The 18,678-nt window shown below is 28.0% G+C and carries 14 protein-coding genes and 1 pseudogene; 3 read left to right on the plus strand and 12 right to left on the minus strand.

All coding sequences use genetic code 11. The features are described 5' to 3' along the window. Nucleotides 1-95: 95 nt before the first annotated feature. Genes hprK through I6H46_RS08705 form a run of 3 tightly spaced genes read right to left on the minus strand, consistent with a single transcriptional unit; the run spans nt 96 to nt 4,655 of the window. Nucleotides 96-1,028 (minus strand): HPr(Ser) kinase/phosphatase, encoded by a 933-nt coding sequence (hprK, locus tag I6H46_RS08695; RefSeq protein ID WP_019117585.1) that lies wholly within the window; start codon nt 1,026-1,028, stop codon nt 96-98. 10 nt (nt 1,029-1,038) lie between these two features. Further along, complete coding sequence (uvrC, locus tag I6H46_RS08700; RefSeq protein ID WP_019117584.1) at nt 1,039-2,886, minus strand: excinuclease ABC subunit UvrC; 1,848 nt, start codon at nt 2,884-2,886, stop codon at nt 1,039-1,041. Then, nucleotides 2,886-4,655: an aminopeptidase P family protein gene (locus tag I6H46_RS08705; protein ID WP_019117583.1), complete on the minus strand. Its 1,770-nt coding sequence runs from the start codon at nt 4,653-4,655 to the stop codon at nt 2,886-2,888. Before I6H46_RS08705 ends, uvrC begins: the two co-directional genes overlap by 1 nt. 131 nt (nt 4,656-4,786) lie before the next feature. On the opposite strand from I6H46_RS08705, the gene ychF reads away from it, so the two are divergent. After that, nucleotides 4,787-5,884 carry a redox-regulated ATPase YchF gene (gene ychF / locus I6H46_RS08710; RefSeq protein ID WP_019117582.1) on the plus strand — a complete coding sequence of 366 codons (1,098 nt, stop codon included), beginning with the start codon at nt 4,787-4,789 and terminating at the stop codon, nt 5,882-5,884. 7 nt (nt 5,885-5,891) lie between these two features. Further along, nucleotides 5,892-6,497 (plus strand): thymidine kinase, encoded by a 606-nt coding sequence (locus I6H46_RS08715; protein ID WP_004838932.1) that lies wholly within the window; start codon nt 5,892-5,894, stop codon nt 6,495-6,497. A 100-nt stretch (nt 6,498-6,597) separates the two neighbouring features. Here the strand turns inward: I6H46_RS08715 and I6H46_RS08720 are convergent, their stop codons facing one another. The 4 genes from I6H46_RS08720 to I6H46_RS08735 form a co-directional block, all read right to left on the minus strand. After that, nucleotides 6,598-7,779: an acetyl-CoA C-acetyltransferase gene (locus tag I6H46_RS08720; RefSeq protein WP_019117580.1), complete on the minus strand. Its 1,182-nt coding sequence runs from the start codon at nt 7,777-7,779 to the stop codon at nt 6,598-6,600. 223 nt (nt 7,780-8,002) lie between these two features. Further along, nucleotides 8,003-9,313, minus strand: coding sequence for a branched-chain amino acid transport system II carrier protein (gene brnQ, locus I6H46_RS08725; protein WP_019117579.1), 1,311 nt, complete (start codon nt 9,311-9,313; stop codon nt 8,003-8,005). Nucleotides 9,314-9,571: 258 nt separating this feature from the next. After that, a complete protein-coding gene (gene map, locus I6H46_RS08730) occupies nt 9,572-10,372 on the minus strand; it encodes a type I methionyl aminopeptidase (protein WP_019117578.1) in 801 nt (266 codons plus the stop codon). Nucleotides 10,373-10,389: 17 nt separating this feature from the next. After that, entirely contained in the window at nt 10,390-11,187 is a 798-nt protein-coding gene (locus I6H46_RS08735; RefSeq protein WP_019117577.1) for a nitroreductase family protein, read from the minus strand. 104 nt (nt 11,188-11,291) lie between these two features. Between I6H46_RS08735 and I6H46_RS08740 the strand changes: the two genes are divergently transcribed. After that, nucleotides 11,292-13,037, plus strand: coding sequence for an ATP-dependent helicase (locus tag I6H46_RS08740; protein WP_200225821.1), 1,746 nt, complete (start codon nt 11,292-11,294; stop codon nt 13,035-13,037). Between the two features lie 99 nt (nt 13,038-13,136). On the opposite strand, the gene hydF is transcribed toward I6H46_RS08740, so the two are convergent. The 5 genes and pseudogenes from hydF to dnaX form a co-directional block, all read right to left on the minus strand. Further along, a complete protein-coding gene (gene hydF / locus I6H46_RS08745; protein WP_200225823.1) occupies nt 13,137-14,279 on the minus strand; it encodes a [FeFe] hydrogenase H-cluster maturation GTPase HydF in 1,143 nt (380 codons plus the stop codon). Beyond that, nucleotides 14,266-15,698: pseudogene (hydG, locus tag I6H46_RS08750) on the minus strand ([FeFe] hydrogenase H-cluster radical SAM maturase HydG). The gene hydF and the pseudogene hydG overlap by 14 nt, the downstream one beginning before the upstream one ends. Before the next feature lie 188 nt (nt 15,699-15,886). Beyond that, nucleotides 15,887-16,486, minus strand: coding sequence for a recombination mediator RecR (recR, locus tag I6H46_RS08755; protein ID WP_200225825.1), 600 nt, complete (start codon nt 16,484-16,486; stop codon nt 15,887-15,889). Further along, complete coding sequence (locus I6H46_RS08760) at nt 16,486-16,821, minus strand: YbaB/EbfC family nucleoid-associated protein (protein WP_019117574.1); 336 nt, start codon at nt 16,819-16,821, stop codon at nt 16,486-16,488. The genes recR and I6H46_RS08760 overlap by 1 nt, the downstream gene beginning before the upstream one ends. Nucleotides 16,822-16,832: 11 nt before the next feature. Then, entirely contained in the window at nt 16,833-18,584 is a 1,752-nt protein-coding gene (dnaX, locus tag I6H46_RS08765; RefSeq protein ID WP_019117573.1) for a DNA polymerase III subunit gamma/tau, read from the minus strand. Between the last annotated feature and the right edge of the window lie 94 nt (nt 18,585-18,678).

An 18,678-nucleotide genomic window follows, 5' to 3' on the forward strand; every position in this document is an offset into this window, starting at 1 on the left:
TCCTAAAAATTATATGAATCAATTATCGTCAACACTATTTTTAGTATAATAAATATCACATCATTAGTCAAGCAAATATCAAATAATTTCACAAGCTAATTATCATTGTCAGAATTTTTAAATAGATTGTCTGTCATTACTTTTGCTGCGTTATATCCCATAGATTTTTCTCTTTGGTTCATAGCTGCAACCTCAATAATCATTGCTAAATTTCTTCCTGCTCTTACTGGAATTAAAATTTTTGGAATTTGAACATTTAAAATTTCTGTATAATGCTCATCAAGTCCCAACCTATCATATTCATAATCTTCTCTCCAATGTTCAAGCTCTATTACCAAATCTATGTCAGTTGAAACTTTTACAGAGCCTGTCCCATATAGTCTTCTTACATCTACAATTCCAAGCCCTCTTATTTCTGTATAATGCCTTATATTTTCTGGAGCTTGTCCTACAAGTTTATTATCGTAAGCAGCCATTTCTACGACATCATCTGCGACAAGTCTGTGACCACGATTTACTAAATCTAAAGCCGTTTCACTTTTTCCTACTGAGCTTTCTCCTCTAATTAAAACTCCAACACCAAAAACTTCTAGAAGTTCTCCGTGAATTTGAGTTCTATCAGCAAAAATATATTCTAGTTCTTGCGAAATTATTGATGTTAATTTTGTCGTAGGAAGTTTTGACCTTAAAATTGTAATATCATAATAATCAGCAAGGTCTAATATATCTTTTGGCAATCCTGCATTATATGAAAAAAGTATGGCTGGCATTTTGTATGATAATATTCCCCTAAATCTTTCATATTGCATTCTATTGTCAAGACTTGTTAGGTAAGTATATTCTACGCTTCCTATTATTTGTAATCTTTTGTAAGGAAATTCTTCCAAATATCCTGTAAGTTGAAGACCTGGTCTATTAATATCTGGACTTTGCAAAATAATTTCATCATAATCTGTGGATTTGTGAACTATTTCAAGATCTAAATTTTCAACCACGTCTTTTAATTTTACGCTTGTTTGTTTTCCCATTTTATCCTCTTTAATTGTTTAGTTTAAAATATTTAATTATTTCAAGTGCTTGGCTTTCCCCAATCAAATCTACTTCCATAAGCTCTTCTAAGCTTGCTTTTTTTATATTTTTTACGCTTTTAAAATGTTTTAGAAGATTTTCTTTTTTTCTTTTTCCTATGCCATTAATATTATCAAGTTCAGATTTTTTCATAGTTTGAGTCATTAATTTTCTGTGATAATTTATGGCAAATCTGTGGGCTTCTTCTTGGATTTCGTAAATTAATTTATATACTGGATCTCGTTTTTTTATTTGTATTTCTTCATTTTCATATATAATCGCTCTTGTTGTATGCTTGTCATCTTTAACAAGTCCTGCAACTTCTATTGAAAAATTTAAATCTTTCAAAACTTTTTTTGCTGACTTTACTTGACCTTTTCCCCCATCCATTAATATTAAATCTGGGAGTTTTCCAAAACCAGTATAAGTATTATTATTTTTAATTTCTTTTTTTGCTCTTTCAAATCTTCTTGTAAGAACTTCTTCCAAGGAATGATAATCATCTGGCCCTTCTATAGTTTTTATTTTGAATTTTCTATATTCTTTTCTTTCTGCTATCCCATTTTGAAATACAATCATTGATCCAACTGATTGTACCCCCGATGTATTTGAAATATCGTAAGCTTCTATCCTACTTAAAGATTTTAAATTCAAAATTTCTTTTAATCCATTTAAGCCAGAATGTTTTTTTCTTTCTTTTTCCTCAAGCCTTTTTTCGTATTTTTTCATCATATCGCTTGCATTTCTAAAAGCCATATCTACTAATTCTTTTTTCTTACCAAGTTTTGGGCAAGTAATTTTTACCTTAATGCCTTTTTTCTTTTCAATAAATAAATTAAGGGCATCAAGATCTGATGGCAATTTGTGAACTAAAATTTCTTTTGGTATATACATAAGGTTTAAGTAAAATTGCTTCATAAAAGATGAAATTATATCTTCATCTTTTTCTCTGTAATCATCTTTAATAATAAAATGTTCTCTATCAACAATCTTTCCATCTCTCATAAAAAATACCTGCATGGTGACATAAAATATTCCTTTGGACATTGCAATTATATCTATGTCATCACCATTTGTTGTAGTAACTTTTTGTTTTTGAGAAATGGTTGATAAGGCCCTATGGTAATCTCTGTATTTTGCAGCATTTTCAAAATCCAAAATTTCACTTGCCTTATTCATCTTATTTATAACTAAATTTGGTATATAATCAGATTTATTTTCTAAAAAATTTTTGATTTTATTTATATTATCCATATATTCTTTTTCATCTCCCTTACCAACGCATGGAGCTTTACACCTATTTATATAATAATTTAGACAAGGTCTATCTAATTGCTGTCCCTTATCAAAATTTAGATTGCAAGTTCTTATTGGGTAAAGTATATGAAATAATTCTATTACATCATTTACTGCATAAGCATCAGGATAAGGGCCATAGTAATAGCCCTTATCTTTTTTTACATTTCTTACTTTTTGAATTCTAGGAAATTTTTCATTTGTAATTTTTATATATGGATATTGCTTATCATCTCTTAGAACAATATTATATTTTGGTCTGTTTTTCTTTATTAGATTTGATTCTAACACAAGAGCTTCGACTTCATTTTCTACAATTATATATTCAAAATGATTTATATGACTTACCATAGCAAGAACTTTTCTGCCCTTATTTTTGTTGTTGTCAAAATATTGGCTTACACGTTTTTTTAAATTTATAGCCTTGCCAACATAGATTATTTCATCTTGGCTATTTCTCATTATATAAACGCCTGGTAGGTCTGGTAATTCTTTTAGCTTTTCCTTTATTTGATTGTTCATCAAATCTCTTTACATCTTTCTATCAAATATTCTAAATCTGATCCTTCAAGATATGGAGATAAAACTTCTTGGCATTTTTTGTTATATACATTTATCCATTCTATTTCCCACTTATCCATCATATCCATATTTATTGGTCTAGTATCAATTGGCACGTAAGTTAGACATTCGAATTTCATAAATTTACCAAATTCATTTTCCAAATCTTTTTTCACATAAACTTCGCTTTCAATTCTTACTCCGTGTTTATCTGCTATATATAGACCCGGCTCAATTGATGTTGTCATGTTTTCTAATAATTCTACATCATTAAATTGAGAAATATTATTTGGGCCTTCGTGAACTGTTAAGCTAAATCCGACTCCGTGGCCTGTTCCATGGAAATAATCTTTTCCAGCTTTCCACAATGGATATTTAGCAATTGCATCTAATCTTTGTCCTTTGGTTTTTTCTTTAAATCTTGCACTCATCAAGCCTATATGAGATTTTAAAACTAGGGTATAGTCTTCTTTTTCTTCATCAGTCAATTCTCCAAGGGCAATTGTTCTTGTTATATCTGTAGTTCCTTCTTTGTAATGAGCTCCTGAATCTACCAATAAAAGTGATTTTTCTTCGAGAGTTTTTGATGAAAGTGAAGTTGGTTCATAATGGACAATAGCTCCATTTTCTTTGTAGCCTGCAATTGTTTCAAAAGAATCTTCAATATATGATTCATTTTCTTTTCTTAAATCTTGCAATTTTTTGCTAGCTATAAGCTCTGTCAAAGAACCTGTACTTGTTCCAACTTCAACCCAATTAAAGAACTTAATTAAACTTACACCATCAATAATATAAGCTTTTCTTTCATTTTCTAATTCAGTTTCATTTTTAATCGCTTTCATTTGAGTTGAAATATTTACACCGCTAGTAATTCTTACATTTGAATTTATAGAATCAAAAATTGCAACGTTAGTTCTTTCTGGGTCTATATAAATTCTATTTTTCCCCTTAATATTTTTTAATAAAGAATAAATATAATCATAAGAATGAACTTTTACCTTATTTTCTTTTAAATAATCCAAAACTTCATCGTCAAGTTTATCTTGGTCTATGCAAAGATGAATTTCATCCATTGAAACCAACAAATATGACAAAACTACTGGAGTATATCCAATATCATTTCCTCTAATATTTAAAAGGTAACAAATATCTTCTGGAGATCCAATAAAATTATAATCGCAATCTTTTTTCTTTAATTCTTCTCTTAATCTATTTATTTTTGATTCTAAACTTTCGCCAACATATTTTTGATCATAAATCCAAACTTTTTCTTTTGGAAGGCTTGGTCTATCTTCCCAAATTTGAGAAATATAATCTATGTCATAAACCAAAGCACGTGATGCCATATTTTCACTTAAAGATTTATAATCTTTTACTGAATAACAAGTACCATCAAAACCAATTTTTCCAAATTCTCCAACTTCTTCCAACAAAAATTCTTCCATAGTTGGATCTTCATCAAAACCTTGTTTATAAAATTCAAATTCTGAATATTTTAATTCATTTGCAGCTTGCAAAAAATATCTTGAATCTGTCCAAAGTCTTGCCTTATCTTTTGTAACAACGCAAACTCCCGCAGAGCCAGTAAAACCTGAAATAAATTCGCGAGTTTTATAATAATCACTAATATATTCTGATTGATGAGGATCAGATGTATTAATAATATAAGCATCTATTTTTCTGCTAGCCATTAGCTCTCTAAGCTTTTCTAGTTTTTGATCAATATTCATAATTTCTCCTTTTTTTTTTATAATCTTATTCATATTATACCATTGTTGCATAATATAAAAATTGATTTTTTTAGGCGCTTTCTATATAATTAATAATGCTAAATAAAGAATAAAAAAGAGAGAGTGATTAAATGAAATTAGGAATAGTTGGCCTACCAAATGTAGGCAAATCAACTTTATTTAATGCAATTACAAAAGCTGGAGCAGAAATTGCAAATTATCCTTTCTGCACAATAGATCCAAACGTAGGACTTGTAAATGTTCCAGATTATAGAGTTGATTATCTTGCAAAAATGCACAATTCAAAAAAAATTGTACCAGCAGCTATAGAATTTTATGATATAGCAGGACTTGTAAAAGGTGCAAGCAAGGGCGAAGGATTAGGAAATAAATTTTTATCAAATATAAGAGAAACTGATGCAATAGTAGAAGTTTTGCGTTGTTTTAATGATCCAAATGTAACCCACGTAGATGGTAACATTGACCCATTAAGAGATATTGAAACAATAAATTTTGAGCTTATACTTTCAGACCTTGAGCTTGTTGAAAAAGTTTTGGTAAAAAGAGAAAAAGTCGCAAAATCTGATAAATCAGCAAGAAGCGAAGTTGAATTATTAAAAAGAATAAAAGAAGTTTTGGAAGAGGGAAAATCTGCCAGAGTTTTAAATTTACACGATGAAGAAAAAGCTCTTCTTAAAACCTACCAACTTCTTTCAACAAAACCAATAATTTATGTTTGCAATGTCGATGAAAGTGATGTTGCAAATAACGGAGATGATAATGAATTTGTTCAAAAAGTTAGGGAATTTGCCAAAGAAGAAAACGCTCAAGTTTCTGTTGTAAGTGCAAAAATTGAACAAGAAATATCAGAGCTTGAAAGCGAAGAAGAAAAGAAAGAATTTTTGGAAATGATTGGTTTAAGTGAATCAGGTTGCGATCAAGTTATAAAAGATTCTTACAAAACTTTAAATTTAATCTCATTTTTGACAACAGGAGAAGATGAAACAAGAGCTTGGACAATTACAAATGGAACAAAAGCTGTAGATGCTGCTGGGAAAATCCACACAGATATACAAAGAGGTTTTATAAAAGCAGAAATCGTAAGTTTTGATACTCTAAAAGAATATGGTAATATGGCAAAAGTAAAAGAACATGGTCAACTTCGTATGGAAGGAAAAGATTATGTTATGAAAGATGGAGATATTACCAATTTTAAATTCAATGTTTAGGTGAAATATGAAAAAACAAGCTAAACTTATTGTTCATACAGGTTCTATGTTTTCTGGAAAAACAACTTCCCTATGGCGTGAGCTTTATAGGATGAAAGTTGCAGGATACAAAACAATTGCATTCAAACCATCAGTTGATTCAAGACATGAAGATGAAAAAATAATAAGCCATGATAATTTGGAGCTTGATGCGATTAAAATAGAATCCATAAAAGAAATTTTGGATTATGCAAAAAATAATGAAATTGATGCTATAGGAATTGATGAAGTTCAATTTTTCCCAGACAAGCCATCAAAAATTGTAGATTATTTTGTAGAACTTATGCAAAATCATATTACAATTGTTGTGTCAGGACTTGATATGGATTATAAAACAAAACCATTTGAAGTTGTAAAAGAGCTGATGCCAATAGCTGACGAATTAATAAAACACCACGCAATTTGTGCATCATGCGGAGAAGATGCTTGGGTTTCTTTTAGAAAATCTTACAATGAAGAAAGAATAGAAATCGGAGCTCAAGATTCATACGAACCTTTGTGTAGGTCATGCTACAATAGAAAAATGAAAGATAGAGAAAAAAATAAAAATCAAATATCATTAGATGAAATTTAAACTGCTCTTTATTGGGTAGTTTTTATTTTTAAAAAATTTTATATTTACAAACGAAAAAAGGCTGCTATTTATAGCAACCTTATTTTTGTTTATAAAATTATTATCTTTCAACTACTAGAGCTGTTCCCATTCCTCCACCTATACAAAGTGTAGCAAGACCTTTTTTAGAATCTCTTTTTTCCATTTCGTATAAAAGTGTTGTAAGAATTCTTGCTCCTGATCCTCCGATTGGGTGACCTATTGCAATTGCTCCACCGTTTACATTTGTTTTTTCTGGGTCAAATCCCATTTCATTTCTTACAGCGTATGATTGAGCTGCGAAAGCTTCGTTTGATTCAACTAAGTCAAGATCTTCAACTTTCCATCCTACTTTTTCAAGAGCTTTTTTACTTGAAGGGATTGGACCTGTTCCCATAACTTTTGGATCAACACCTGCTGATGCATAACTTACGATTGTAGCAAGTGGTTTAACGCCTAATTCTTTAGCTTTTTCTTCGCTCATAACTACAAGACAAGCTGCTCCATCATTAATTCCTGATGCGTTAGCTGCTGTAACTGTACCATCTTTTATAAATGCTGGTCTTAATTTAGAAATTCCTTCTTGTGTTACACCGTCTCTGATATATTCATCATCTTCAACAACTGTAACATTTCCTTTTCTATCTTTAATTTCTACTGGAGCGATTTCATCTTTAAATCTTCCTTCAGCACGAGCCTTGCTTGCTCTTTGTTGACTTACTGCTGCAAGATCGTCTTGCATTTCTCTTGTGATTCCATATTTTTCAGCTACATTTTCAGCTGTAACTCCCATGTGATAATCATTGTAAACGTCCCAAAGACCATCAGTAATCATTTCGTCAACAAATTTTTTATTTCCCATTCTAGCTCCCCATCTAGATTCATTAGATAAGAATGGGGCGTTTGACATACTTTCAGCACCACCTGCTAAAACAACGTCAACATCTCCTGCTAAAATCATTTGAGCTGCAAGTGAAACAGTTCTAAGTCCTGATCCACAAACTTTATTAATTGTCATTGCAGGTGTTGTTATTGGGATTCCTGCTCCTAATGAAATTTGTCTTGCAACGTTTTGTCCAAGTCCTGCTTGTAAAACGCATCCTAAAACAGTTTCTTCAACATCTTCTGGTTTAATTCCAGCTCTTTCGATAGCTGCTTTAGCTGCAACAACACCCAAATCAACTGCGCTTTGTGATTTTAAAGCTCCACCAAAACTTCCTACTGGAGTTCTAGCTGCACTTGCAATTACTACTTTTCTTGTCATAATTTCCCCTTTCGATTTTATATCTGATAAATTGTTATCTTAACTTACAATACGATTATAACATGTAGTTAAAAATTTATCAAACATTTTCTAATAATTTTTATTTGGATTTTGAAATCCTTTTTCTAATATTTTTACTTACAATAAAAATATACAGGATAAAAAAATAATTGCAAAAAATTTCTAATAAAAAACATCCAAAAACAAATTTGGATGCAAAAATTTATTTATTTTTATTTAATTTTAAATATAGGCTAGTTAGGATAATTATAAGAATTAGAGGAATTATCCATGGAAAATCTACAATATTTAAGGAGATAACTTGTATAATTTTTTTCAACACAGATTCTAAACTTACTAAAAATGAAAGATTTACATTAAACATTTCTTTTAAAATATCTATCAAACTAATTAGAGCATCCATAAATGAAACAATTGTTACAACAATAAAAGAATTTCTAATTACTAATTTATCGAGAGAATTTTTCCCGATCAAATTAAATACTACTAAAACAATTGCTAAAGGATAGACAAATTGTAAAAATGGTCCTGTAATCTTTACTATTGATTCCACTCCAAGAACAGATAATAATAAAGACACTAAAGCTATTGCTATTGCAAGAAAACTATAATTGAATTTATTTTTAGAAAATTCTGCGAAAATATTAGAGATTGATGAAATCAAGCCTACAGATGTTGTAAAACATGCCATAATAATTGCGACTAATAAAACAAATTTGCCCTTATCTCCAAGAATTTTTTCTGAAATATAATTTAATAAAATAACTCTTGAATCTGTATCAATACTTGTTGAGGCACTTGCTCCCAAAAAAGTTAATGAGATATACACAAAAGCAAGTCCAAAAACTGCAATTAGTGATGCCTCTATCGTCTTTTTTAATAATTGATTTTTATAGCCTTTTTTTATTACGCTTTCTACAATTATTGGTGTAAATGCGAGAGCTGCCAAAGCATCCATTGTATTATATCCTTCAAGCATTGAATCAGAAAATATTTTACTTAAATCTATATTAATTTCTTTTATTTGTCCAATTGGATTTAACATTCCAACAATTATCATTATAAATAAAGAAATTAATAAAAGTGGCGTCAAAAATTTTCCAATTAAATCTACAACAGAATTTTTTGCCAAAGACAAAAACAATGATAATCCAAAAAATATTAAAGTAAAGACCCAAATATTTACATTAAAGCCTGCTGATTGTACCATCTCAAAACTTGTAGCTGCAGTTCTTGGAATTGCTCCTAAAGGTCCAATACAAAGAGCAATAATTAAAACTATTGCTTTTGAAAGCCTATCTCCTGCAAGTGAAGTAAAAGTAAAAATATTTCCTTGCCTTTTTGCCATACTAACTACAGCAAGCAAAGTTAATCCGACTCCTACAATTGTAAAGGCAATAGATGCCAATAACCACTTATCTCCATAAGTATATCCCAACATTGGTGGAAAAATTAAATTCCCCGCTCCAAAAAACATTGCAAATAATGCAAATCCTATTACTAAAATATCCATAACTCCTCCTTAAAGCTGTACTTTTATATTTTACCATTTTTTTGATTACTTATTAAGTCTTTTTTAAAGTTTTTTACAAATTTTTAATTATTTTCTTTAAATTTTAATATTTTTCTTTGAGAAATATATTTATTTATAAATTTGAAAACATTTTATTATGAATTTTTATAAGATTTGACATATATTTCCAATGAAATAAGTAAAATTATCCATTTTTTAAAAAGCTATTTTTAACGAAAAAAATAGGAGATTTCTCTCCTATTTATATGATTCTATAAATTTTTTGTCATCTTCTGTCAAAGAAAAATTATTTTGGTCAGTTATTATTTCTGCTCCTTCTTTTCTTATGACAAGTTGGTGTTCAAATTGTGAACAAACGGAACCATCTTTTGTTCTTGCTGTCCATCCATTTGAGTCCATTTTTGATTTCCAATCGCCAACTGCTATCATTGGCTCAATTGTAAATACCATATTTTCTTCTATTCTAGGACCAAATCCTTTTTTTCCATAATGTGGAACTTGTGGATCTTCGTGCATTTCTTTTCCAATTCCATGACCTATAAAGTCCCTTATAACTGAAAATCCATTTTCGCCCTCAACGTATTGTTGAATTGCATAACCTATATCTCCAATTCTGTTTCCTGGTTTTGCAGCTTCAATTCCTTTGTAAAGAGCTTTTAAATTCACATCAACTAACTTTTCATTTTCTTCGCTCAATTTTCCAATTTTATAAGTCCAACAAGAATCTGCAAGTCCTCCCTTGTAATCAATTACATTATCAATTGAAACTACATCGCCTTCTTTTAGTACATAATCTGAAGGAAATCCGTGACAAATTTCATCATTTACAGATATGCAAAGTGTATATGGAAATCCTTGATAGCCTAATTGGGCAGGTCTTGCATTTTTGTGTTTTATAAATTTATTTGCAAAATCGTCAAGAAATTTTGTTGTTATTCCAGCTCTTATTACTTCTTTTATGGCAAGGTGTGTTTGGCAAAGAATTTCTGAAGCCCCATACATTTTTTCTATATCATTTTCTGTATAAAGTCTTATCATTAAAATTCCTTAAAATTTTATAATTCTTTTTGAGCAATAAATTGGAATTTTGAGCCGTCTAATTTTGGTTCAACTTCCCAAATTGAATTTATTGATATTTCTTTTGTTAATTGATCAAAATAATACATTACAATTCCTGCATCAACTAAATTTGCTTCGTCTTTGTAATCTTCTAAATATAAATTTACAAAATTATCTTTTAAAACAAATCTCCATGGTTGTGAATTGTATGATGATGGAGCAAATCTTAGGTATGAGAATAAATCATCAAGTCCTCTTTGGGAAAGTTCTTCTACGCTTGCCTTATGATCTAAATCATCAATAAATACAAATTCATTTATTCCTTTTCTATCATCGTATCTGTGTTCTCTAACTTCTTGTTTTGTAGCTTCGCCAATTGCAAGAATTGACATAATTTTTCCTTCAGCATTTACAAAAGCTGATTTTAAAATATCATCGCTTACTCCGCTTACTGTAATGTAACAAGAAGCTAGTCCTTGTTCATCTAATTTTGTAATTAATTCTTCAAGACCATAAGATCCTTTAACAAGAGCAGATTTGCTATCATTTGTAATATCAAGGGCAACATACAAAGGTGCTTTTATCATAACTCCCTTGTAGCCAGCGTTTCCTTTTAATTTAAAATAAACTTCTTCTCCCTTATTATTTACTTGGTAATGAAGATCCTTTTCACCAAATTTATTTTCTAATTCTCTTGTAATTTGGTAAATCTTTTTAATTTTTTCATCATCTACTTTTTCATCTTTAAAATCTCTAGTAGAAGTTCTTGTTTTTAAAAAATTTGTAGTTAACATAATTCCTCCCGTTTTAAATATTATACCTTAAATCGTCAGTTAATAAATAAATTTATTAAATCCTCTATAATTAAATTCTTATACTTATATGATAAAATATAAATATGAAATTTACAAGCAAACAATTACAAGCTGCAAAACATTTGGATGGTCCTCTTTTAGTTTTGGCAATTCCAGGTTCTGGAAAAACTACCATGCTTTTAGAAAGAATAAAATTTTTGTCAGAACATATTGATTCTTCAAAAATTTTGAATTTAACTTTTTCTAGAATCCAAGCTAATGATATGAAAAAAAGATTTGATAGCAAGGATTCAAATTTTATGACTATTCACGCTTTTTGCTATCTTATAATTAGAAATTATTTAAAAAAATATAATAGACAAGTAAATCTAATAGAAGATGAGAAAATTTACAATAAGTATAATCTTGTTGGAGAAATTTATAAAAGCATTAATAATAAAAAAATGTCCAAAGAAGATTTAAATTTATTTTTCCAAAAAGTATCATTTATGAAAAATTCTCTCCTTGATATTTCTTATCTGAAAAAAGTTGAAATTTCTAATATAAAAGGAATTTATCTGGAATATGAAAAAATAAAAAAACAAAAACACCTTCTAGATTTTGATGATATGCAAGTTTATGCCTTAGAATTATTAAATGATGAGTCTTTATTAAGATCAATAAAAAATAAATATAAATATTTTCAACTTGATGAAGGTCAAGACACTTCCCTCTTACAATTTAAAATTTTAGAAAAAATTGTATATCCAGAAAATAATATTCTAGTAGTAGCTGATGATGACCAATCAATTTATTCATTTAGGGCATCAAATCCTACTTACCTGTTAAATTTTACAAAAATTTACAAAGATGCAAAAATAATTACTCTTGATACAAACTACAGGTCTGGTAAAGAAATTATAAAATTGGCTAGCACTTTTATAAAACAAAATAAAAATAGGTACAAAAAAGATTTTAAAGTAAATAGAAAAAATCCAAGCCAAATAAAAATAAAATCTTTCAAAAATTCTTCAAAAGAATATGCTTATATACTTGAAAATATAGATAAAAACGAAAATACTGGAATTTTATTTAGAAATAATATTTCAGCAATTTCTCTAATTTCTTACCTATTAGAAAATAATATTGATTTTTCAATAAATTCTAAAATAATGGATTTTTTTGAATCAAAAATTTTCCTAGATATGATTAATATAATAAATTTTTCAAATGATTTTAATGATGTAGAAAGATTTTCTGAAATTTACTATAAGATTTCATCCTACCTATCAAAAGATGACATAGAAAAACTTATATATAAGCCAGTAAATGAGAATATTTTCGATTTTTTTGAAAATTCTGATATAGAAGATTTCAAAAAAGACGCCTTATTTAACATAGAAAAAAAGCTAAATCACCTTAGAAAATTAGACATTGATAAAAAAATTTCTTTTATATACCAAAGCCTTTCTTATAAAGATTATATTGACATGTTAAGTAGAAAATACAAGGAAGAAACTGTAAATAAAGATATTTATATAGAAAGCCTAAAATATTTTACAAAATCATGCGAAAATCTTGACCAAGTATATGAAAAAATTAAAATTATAGAAAAAAAATCTAAGTCTTTAAGCGAAAATAATTTAAAACTTTCAACTATCCACTCTTCCAAAGGACTTGAATATGACACAGTCTTTGTAATAGATTTAATTAAAAATGAATTTCCTATAATATTAGATGAAGAAAATTATTTTGAAAGATTGGAAGAAGAAAGAAGAATTTTTTATGTTGCAATTACTAGAGCAAAAAATAGCCTACATCTTTTATCACTAAAAAACAGAAATAACTAAAAAGTTGAACCATCAATTTTTTATAAAAATAGTCAAGAAATAATAAAAAATAGCCTTGGTTCAAAGTAATAAATCTTTGAGCCAAGGCTATCATCATATTTATATATAAATTTTTTCTAAAATTCCATTTAAATAAGCAATTACTATTCCATAATTTGTCATTGGAATATTTTTCTCTTTTGCAAGTTTAATTCTTTCTTTTACATATTTTTCATTAAACATACAAGCTCCGCATTGAATTATCAAATCATACTTTTCAATATTTTCAAAATCATCGCCCCTTGCAAATTCAATTTCTATATCATCATAATTTTTTTTCAATAATTTTGGAATTTTAACCCTTCCTATATCTTCACTAATTGGAGGATGAGAACAAGCTTCAGCAATTAAAATTTTTCTTGCTCCCTCATCTAATTTTTTTACAGATTCTATATAATAATCTATATCTGCCTTAAAAGCAGAAAACAAAACAGAAAAAGAAGTTAATTTTATTTCCTTATCCAAAATATTATAAACTTCTTTAAAATATTGAGAATCCGTTATTACAAGATCAGGTTTTTTATTAAAAGAATTTAAGGTATTTTCTAGATTTTTTAAATTTGTAGAAACTGCCGTTGCATTTTTATCTATAATTTCTCTTATAGTCATAACTTGCGGCTTGATAAGCCTAAATTTTGGAGCTTCAGCATCTTGAGGAATCACAAGCAAAACCAAATCATTTTCTTTAACAAGATTTTTTGTAATAGTCTTATCCTCAAATTTAAAATCCGACCTAATCTTATCAAAAAATTTGTCCCTATCATTTTTATTTTTTAAATTAATTTTTAAGGGATTTATGCTTTCAAATTTTTCAAATATTTTTTCTCCAATATCCAAATCTTGTTTGCTTGCAATAAAAATTATATTTGTATATTCCTTTTTTAATTTAAAAATATCATCAAGCTCATCTTCCATAGACAAAAAATACAAAATAAGATTAGCTTTTTCTATTGTTTTTTTTGTTTTTTCTATTCTTTTTTCGTACAAATTCGTATCATCATCAAATCCTGCTGTATCAAAAAATAATACCGGACCAAAATCATGAATTTCCATTGATTTTTTTATAGGATCTGTAGTAGTTCCTTTTTGACTTGAAACAATAGAAACATCTTGGTCACTTATATAATTTAAAAATGAAGATTTGCCAGAATTTGTTTTGCCCAAAAGAATAATACTAAATCTTTCCGAATTATATGCTATCATACGTGTATATCTCTTTTCCATCTCTAATTTCATCTAGCCATTTTTTTGTATTGGCACGAAGATTTGGATTTTGAATTTTTTCAATTTCCCTATTTATTAAAGCCCTACCATCTTTTCTAGTTTTTTCGCTTGCATAGTCTGTCAAATATTCATCCAAGGTAAGAATGGCGTTTGGTTGGCACATATTTCCTATTCCATGATCTTTTACAATTTTCATAAAATCTTTTCCAACCCTACCTTCTCTGTAGCAAGCTGTACAAAATGATGGTAGATAATCCATATTTAATAGCCAATCAACAACTTCATCCAAGGTTCTATTATCTGCAAGTTCAAATTGATTTGAACCTTCTACATCTCCAATATCTTCTGAATAACCACCTACCGTAGTTTTTGATCCTCCAGAAATTTGGCTTATTCCAAGATCCAATACTTTTTCTCTAACTTTTTAGATTCTCTTGTAGATATTATCATTCCTGTATAAGGAACAGCAAGTCTAAGACAAGCTACGATTTTTTCAAACATTTCATCGCTCAAAGAATTGTCAAATTCATTAGGGTCTATATCATCTGCTGGTTGAACCCTTGGAACAGAAATTGTATGTGGCCCACAATTAAATCTAGCCTCCAAATGTTCTGCATGCATTAAAAGACCAACAAATTCATACTCATAAGATTGAAGACCAAACAAAACTCCACAACCAACATCATTAATTCCAGCACTCATAGCCCTATCCATAGATTCTGTATGATAATTATAGTCATGTTTAGGGCCTGTTGGATGCAGCAATTCATAGTTTTTCTTATTATAAGTTTCTTGGAATAAAATATATGTGCCAATTTCTGCATCTAATAATTTTTTATAATTTTCTTCTGTTGTAGCTGCTATATTAACATTAACTCTTCTAATAGAACCATTTTTGTGTTTTATAGAATAAATTGTCTTAATTGATTCTAACACATAATCAATAGGATTATTTACTGGATCTTCACCAGTTTCAAGAGCAAGTCTTTTATGTCCTAAATCTTGAAGAGCAATAACTTCTTTTCTAATTTCATCTTGACTTAATTTTCTTCTAGGAATAGTTTTATTTTTTGCATGATAAGGACAATATAAACATCCATTTACACAATAATTTGATAAATATAAGGGTGCAAATAAAACTATTCTATTTCCATAGAATTTTTCCTTTAATTTTTTAGCTAATGAAAAAATTTCTTCATTCAAATCTTCTTCTTGACAAGAAAGCAAAACAAAGGCATCTCTGTGACTAAGTCCGTGAGCTTTTTTCGCCTTTTCTAATATTTCTTTAATTAATTTCCTGTCATTTTTATGTTCTCTTCCATAATCTAGTGATTCAAGGATTTCTTCGTGATTAATAAATTCTTCTGCATTATTAGATTTCACATCATATTTTGCCATTTCTTTCTCCTTTAAGATTTAAAAACCACCCTAATAAGGATGGTTTTGTTAAGTTTTATATTCAGCTTTAAATTTTTCCACTAAATTTTATAAGTTTTTCAAAGAATTATTAGATAAATTTCATTTAAAAACTTATCTCTATTTCTTTTTATATTATATCACAAATTATCTAGAAATTTCTAATATAATTAAATCTCTCTTCTATCTTCCAAAGCTCTTTCCAATGTCAATTGGTCAAAATATTCTAAATTTGATCCAACAGGAATTCCTGATGCTATTTTTGATACCTTTACATTTTTTCCTTCTAATAAATGTGCCAAAAATAAAGATGTAGTTTCACCTTCAATTGTAGATGAAATTGCCAAGATCACTTCATTAATGTTTTCCTTATCAATCCTATCCAATAATTTATCGATTGATAAATCTTCAGCTTTTACATTATCAGAAGGAGAAATAAGACCGCCCAAAATATGATATTTTCCATGATATACTGAGGATTTTTCAATTGCATAAAGATTTCTAACATCTTCTATTACACAAATTGTATTTTCTTCTCTCGAAATATCTTTGCAAATTCCACAAATTTCATCTTCAGTTAAATTTCCACAAATTTTACAAGGATGAATTTTGGATTTTACTTCTAGTAAAGATTTTGAAAATTCTTCTACGCTTTCTAAATCTCTTCCAACAATACTCATAGCAAGTCTTTCTGCGCTTTTTTTGCCGATAGTTGGTAACTTTTGAAATTGTTCTATTAATTTATTTAAACTTTCAGGATATAAACTCATTACATTAGTCCAGGAATATTAATATTTCCTGTTAATTTTCCCATTTCTTTTTGACTATATTCATCTGCTTTTTTCAAAGCATCATTTATTGCTGCAACAACAAGATCTTCTAACATTTCTGTATCTTCAGGATCTACAACATCTTCATCAATTTTAATTTTGACAACTTCTTTTTTTCCATTAACAACAGCTTCTATTACTCCACCACCAGCTGTTGAAGAAAATTCTTTTTCTTCAATTTCTTGTTGGGTTCTTGCCATTTCTTGTTGCATTTTTTGTACTTTTTTCATCATACTATTCATATTTCCGCCGCCTGGGAATCCGCCTCTTGCCATTTTTTACTCCTTTATTCTTCAATTATTAAATTATTTCCAAAAACTTTTTCTAGTTTTTTCATCACATCATCATTCGAATCTTTTTTTGATTCTCTTATACTATTATTCTTGTTAGATTTTTTTTTGTCAATACTTGATACCTTTATGGTAAAATCTCTTCCACTTACATTTTTTAAAATTTCTTTAATTTTTGCTTTTGCGCCTTCTAAAAATTGATAATATAAATTATTAGTAAAATAAATTGTAAAAATGTCACCATTTATGTCATAATTAAATCCTTCGTCTCTTATCCAAACTTTTAAAATTGGCGAACAAGATGAGGTAAATTCATTTAAAAATATATTTTCTTCTTCTTTTTCTAAACTTACATTTTCAAATGTTTTTTCACTTTCTATGTCTTCATTATCACTATGCTTATTTTTAAAATTTTCTTCTATTTTATTATCAATTTCTTTATTTTCTATTTCCTTATTTTTTTCTTCAAATATTTTTTCATTTTCATCAAGCTTTTCAATATTATTTTCTTCTTTTTTTTCATAATCTAGGCTAGGTTTAGAATTTTTTATAAAATTATCCAGATTAATATTTTCAAATTTTTTATCCACTAATTTGTTTATAATGTCTATTGAATTTGAAGAATTATTTTCTTCTAATTTTTTTAATCTTGATAAAATATTTTCATCATCTTTTAAATTAATTAGCCTTAAAATCGCCATTTCCATAAGCAAGGCTGAATTATCAGATATTTTCATCCTATTTGAATAATCATTTAAAATTTCCAAGTAAGATACTAGCCTATCAGATGAAATTTTTTCTATTTTTTCCTTTATCAAATCCAAATAATCTAAATTTTCAATATATTTTTGATTTTGACTTGTCTTATAGACCATAATATCTCTAAAATATCCTACAAGCCCATCTAAAATATCTTTGTCATCTTTGTTATTATTTCTTAAATCAAAAAGCAAGTCCAAGGAATCTTTTTGATTATATGAAATTATATTAGCTATTAATTTATCCAAAGATTCAAAATCAACAAGTCCTAAGATATTTTCTACATCATTCAAAGTGAAATTATTTTTGTCAATAGACAAAACTTGATCTAAAATCGAAAGAGCATCTCTCATAGCGCCCTTTGCTTTTTTTACAATAAGCTCTTTTGCCTCTTGTTCGATTGTAATATTTCTATCGGATAAAATTATATCAATTTGTTTGATTATATCTTCTCTACCAATCTTATTAAATTCAAATTTTTGAACTCTAGACAAAATAGTCTTTGGAATTTTTTCAATTTCTGTTGTTGCTAATATAAAAACCAAATGACTTGGTGGCTCTTCCACAATTTTTAATAAGGCATTAAAAGCCTCTCTTGTAATCATGTGAGCTTCGTCAATAATATAAACCTTATATTTTAAATTATTTGGTGGATAAACAACTGTTTCTTTTAAATTTCTAATATCGTCAATTCTTCTATTGCTTGCTGCATCCATTTCAACAACGTCCATTGTTGATTCTTCTTCTATTGATTTACAATTTTCACATTCTCCACAAGGAGATGAATCGATTGGATTAAGGCAATTAATTGCCTTAGCAAAAATTTTTGCACAAGTTGTCTTTCCGCATCCTCTCTCTCCTGCAAATAAATATGCGTGAGATATTTGCCCAGACTTAACTTGATTTTTTAAAACATTTACAACCCTATCTTGTCCCAAAACATCAGAAAATTTTTGGGGTCTATATTCTCTATATAAAGCTTTTGCCATAATAATTCCTTTCCCTAAAGATTATACCATAGTGAAAATATTTTTTTAATTTTTAAATTTATTTGAAATTTTTCATTTTTAAAGTATAGTTTTA

The sequence above is a fragment of the Anaerococcus obesiensis genome, from assembly GCF_016599815.1.
Classification (GTDB): domain Bacteria; phylum Bacillota; class Clostridia; order Tissierellales; family Peptoniphilaceae; genus Anaerococcus; species Anaerococcus vaginalis.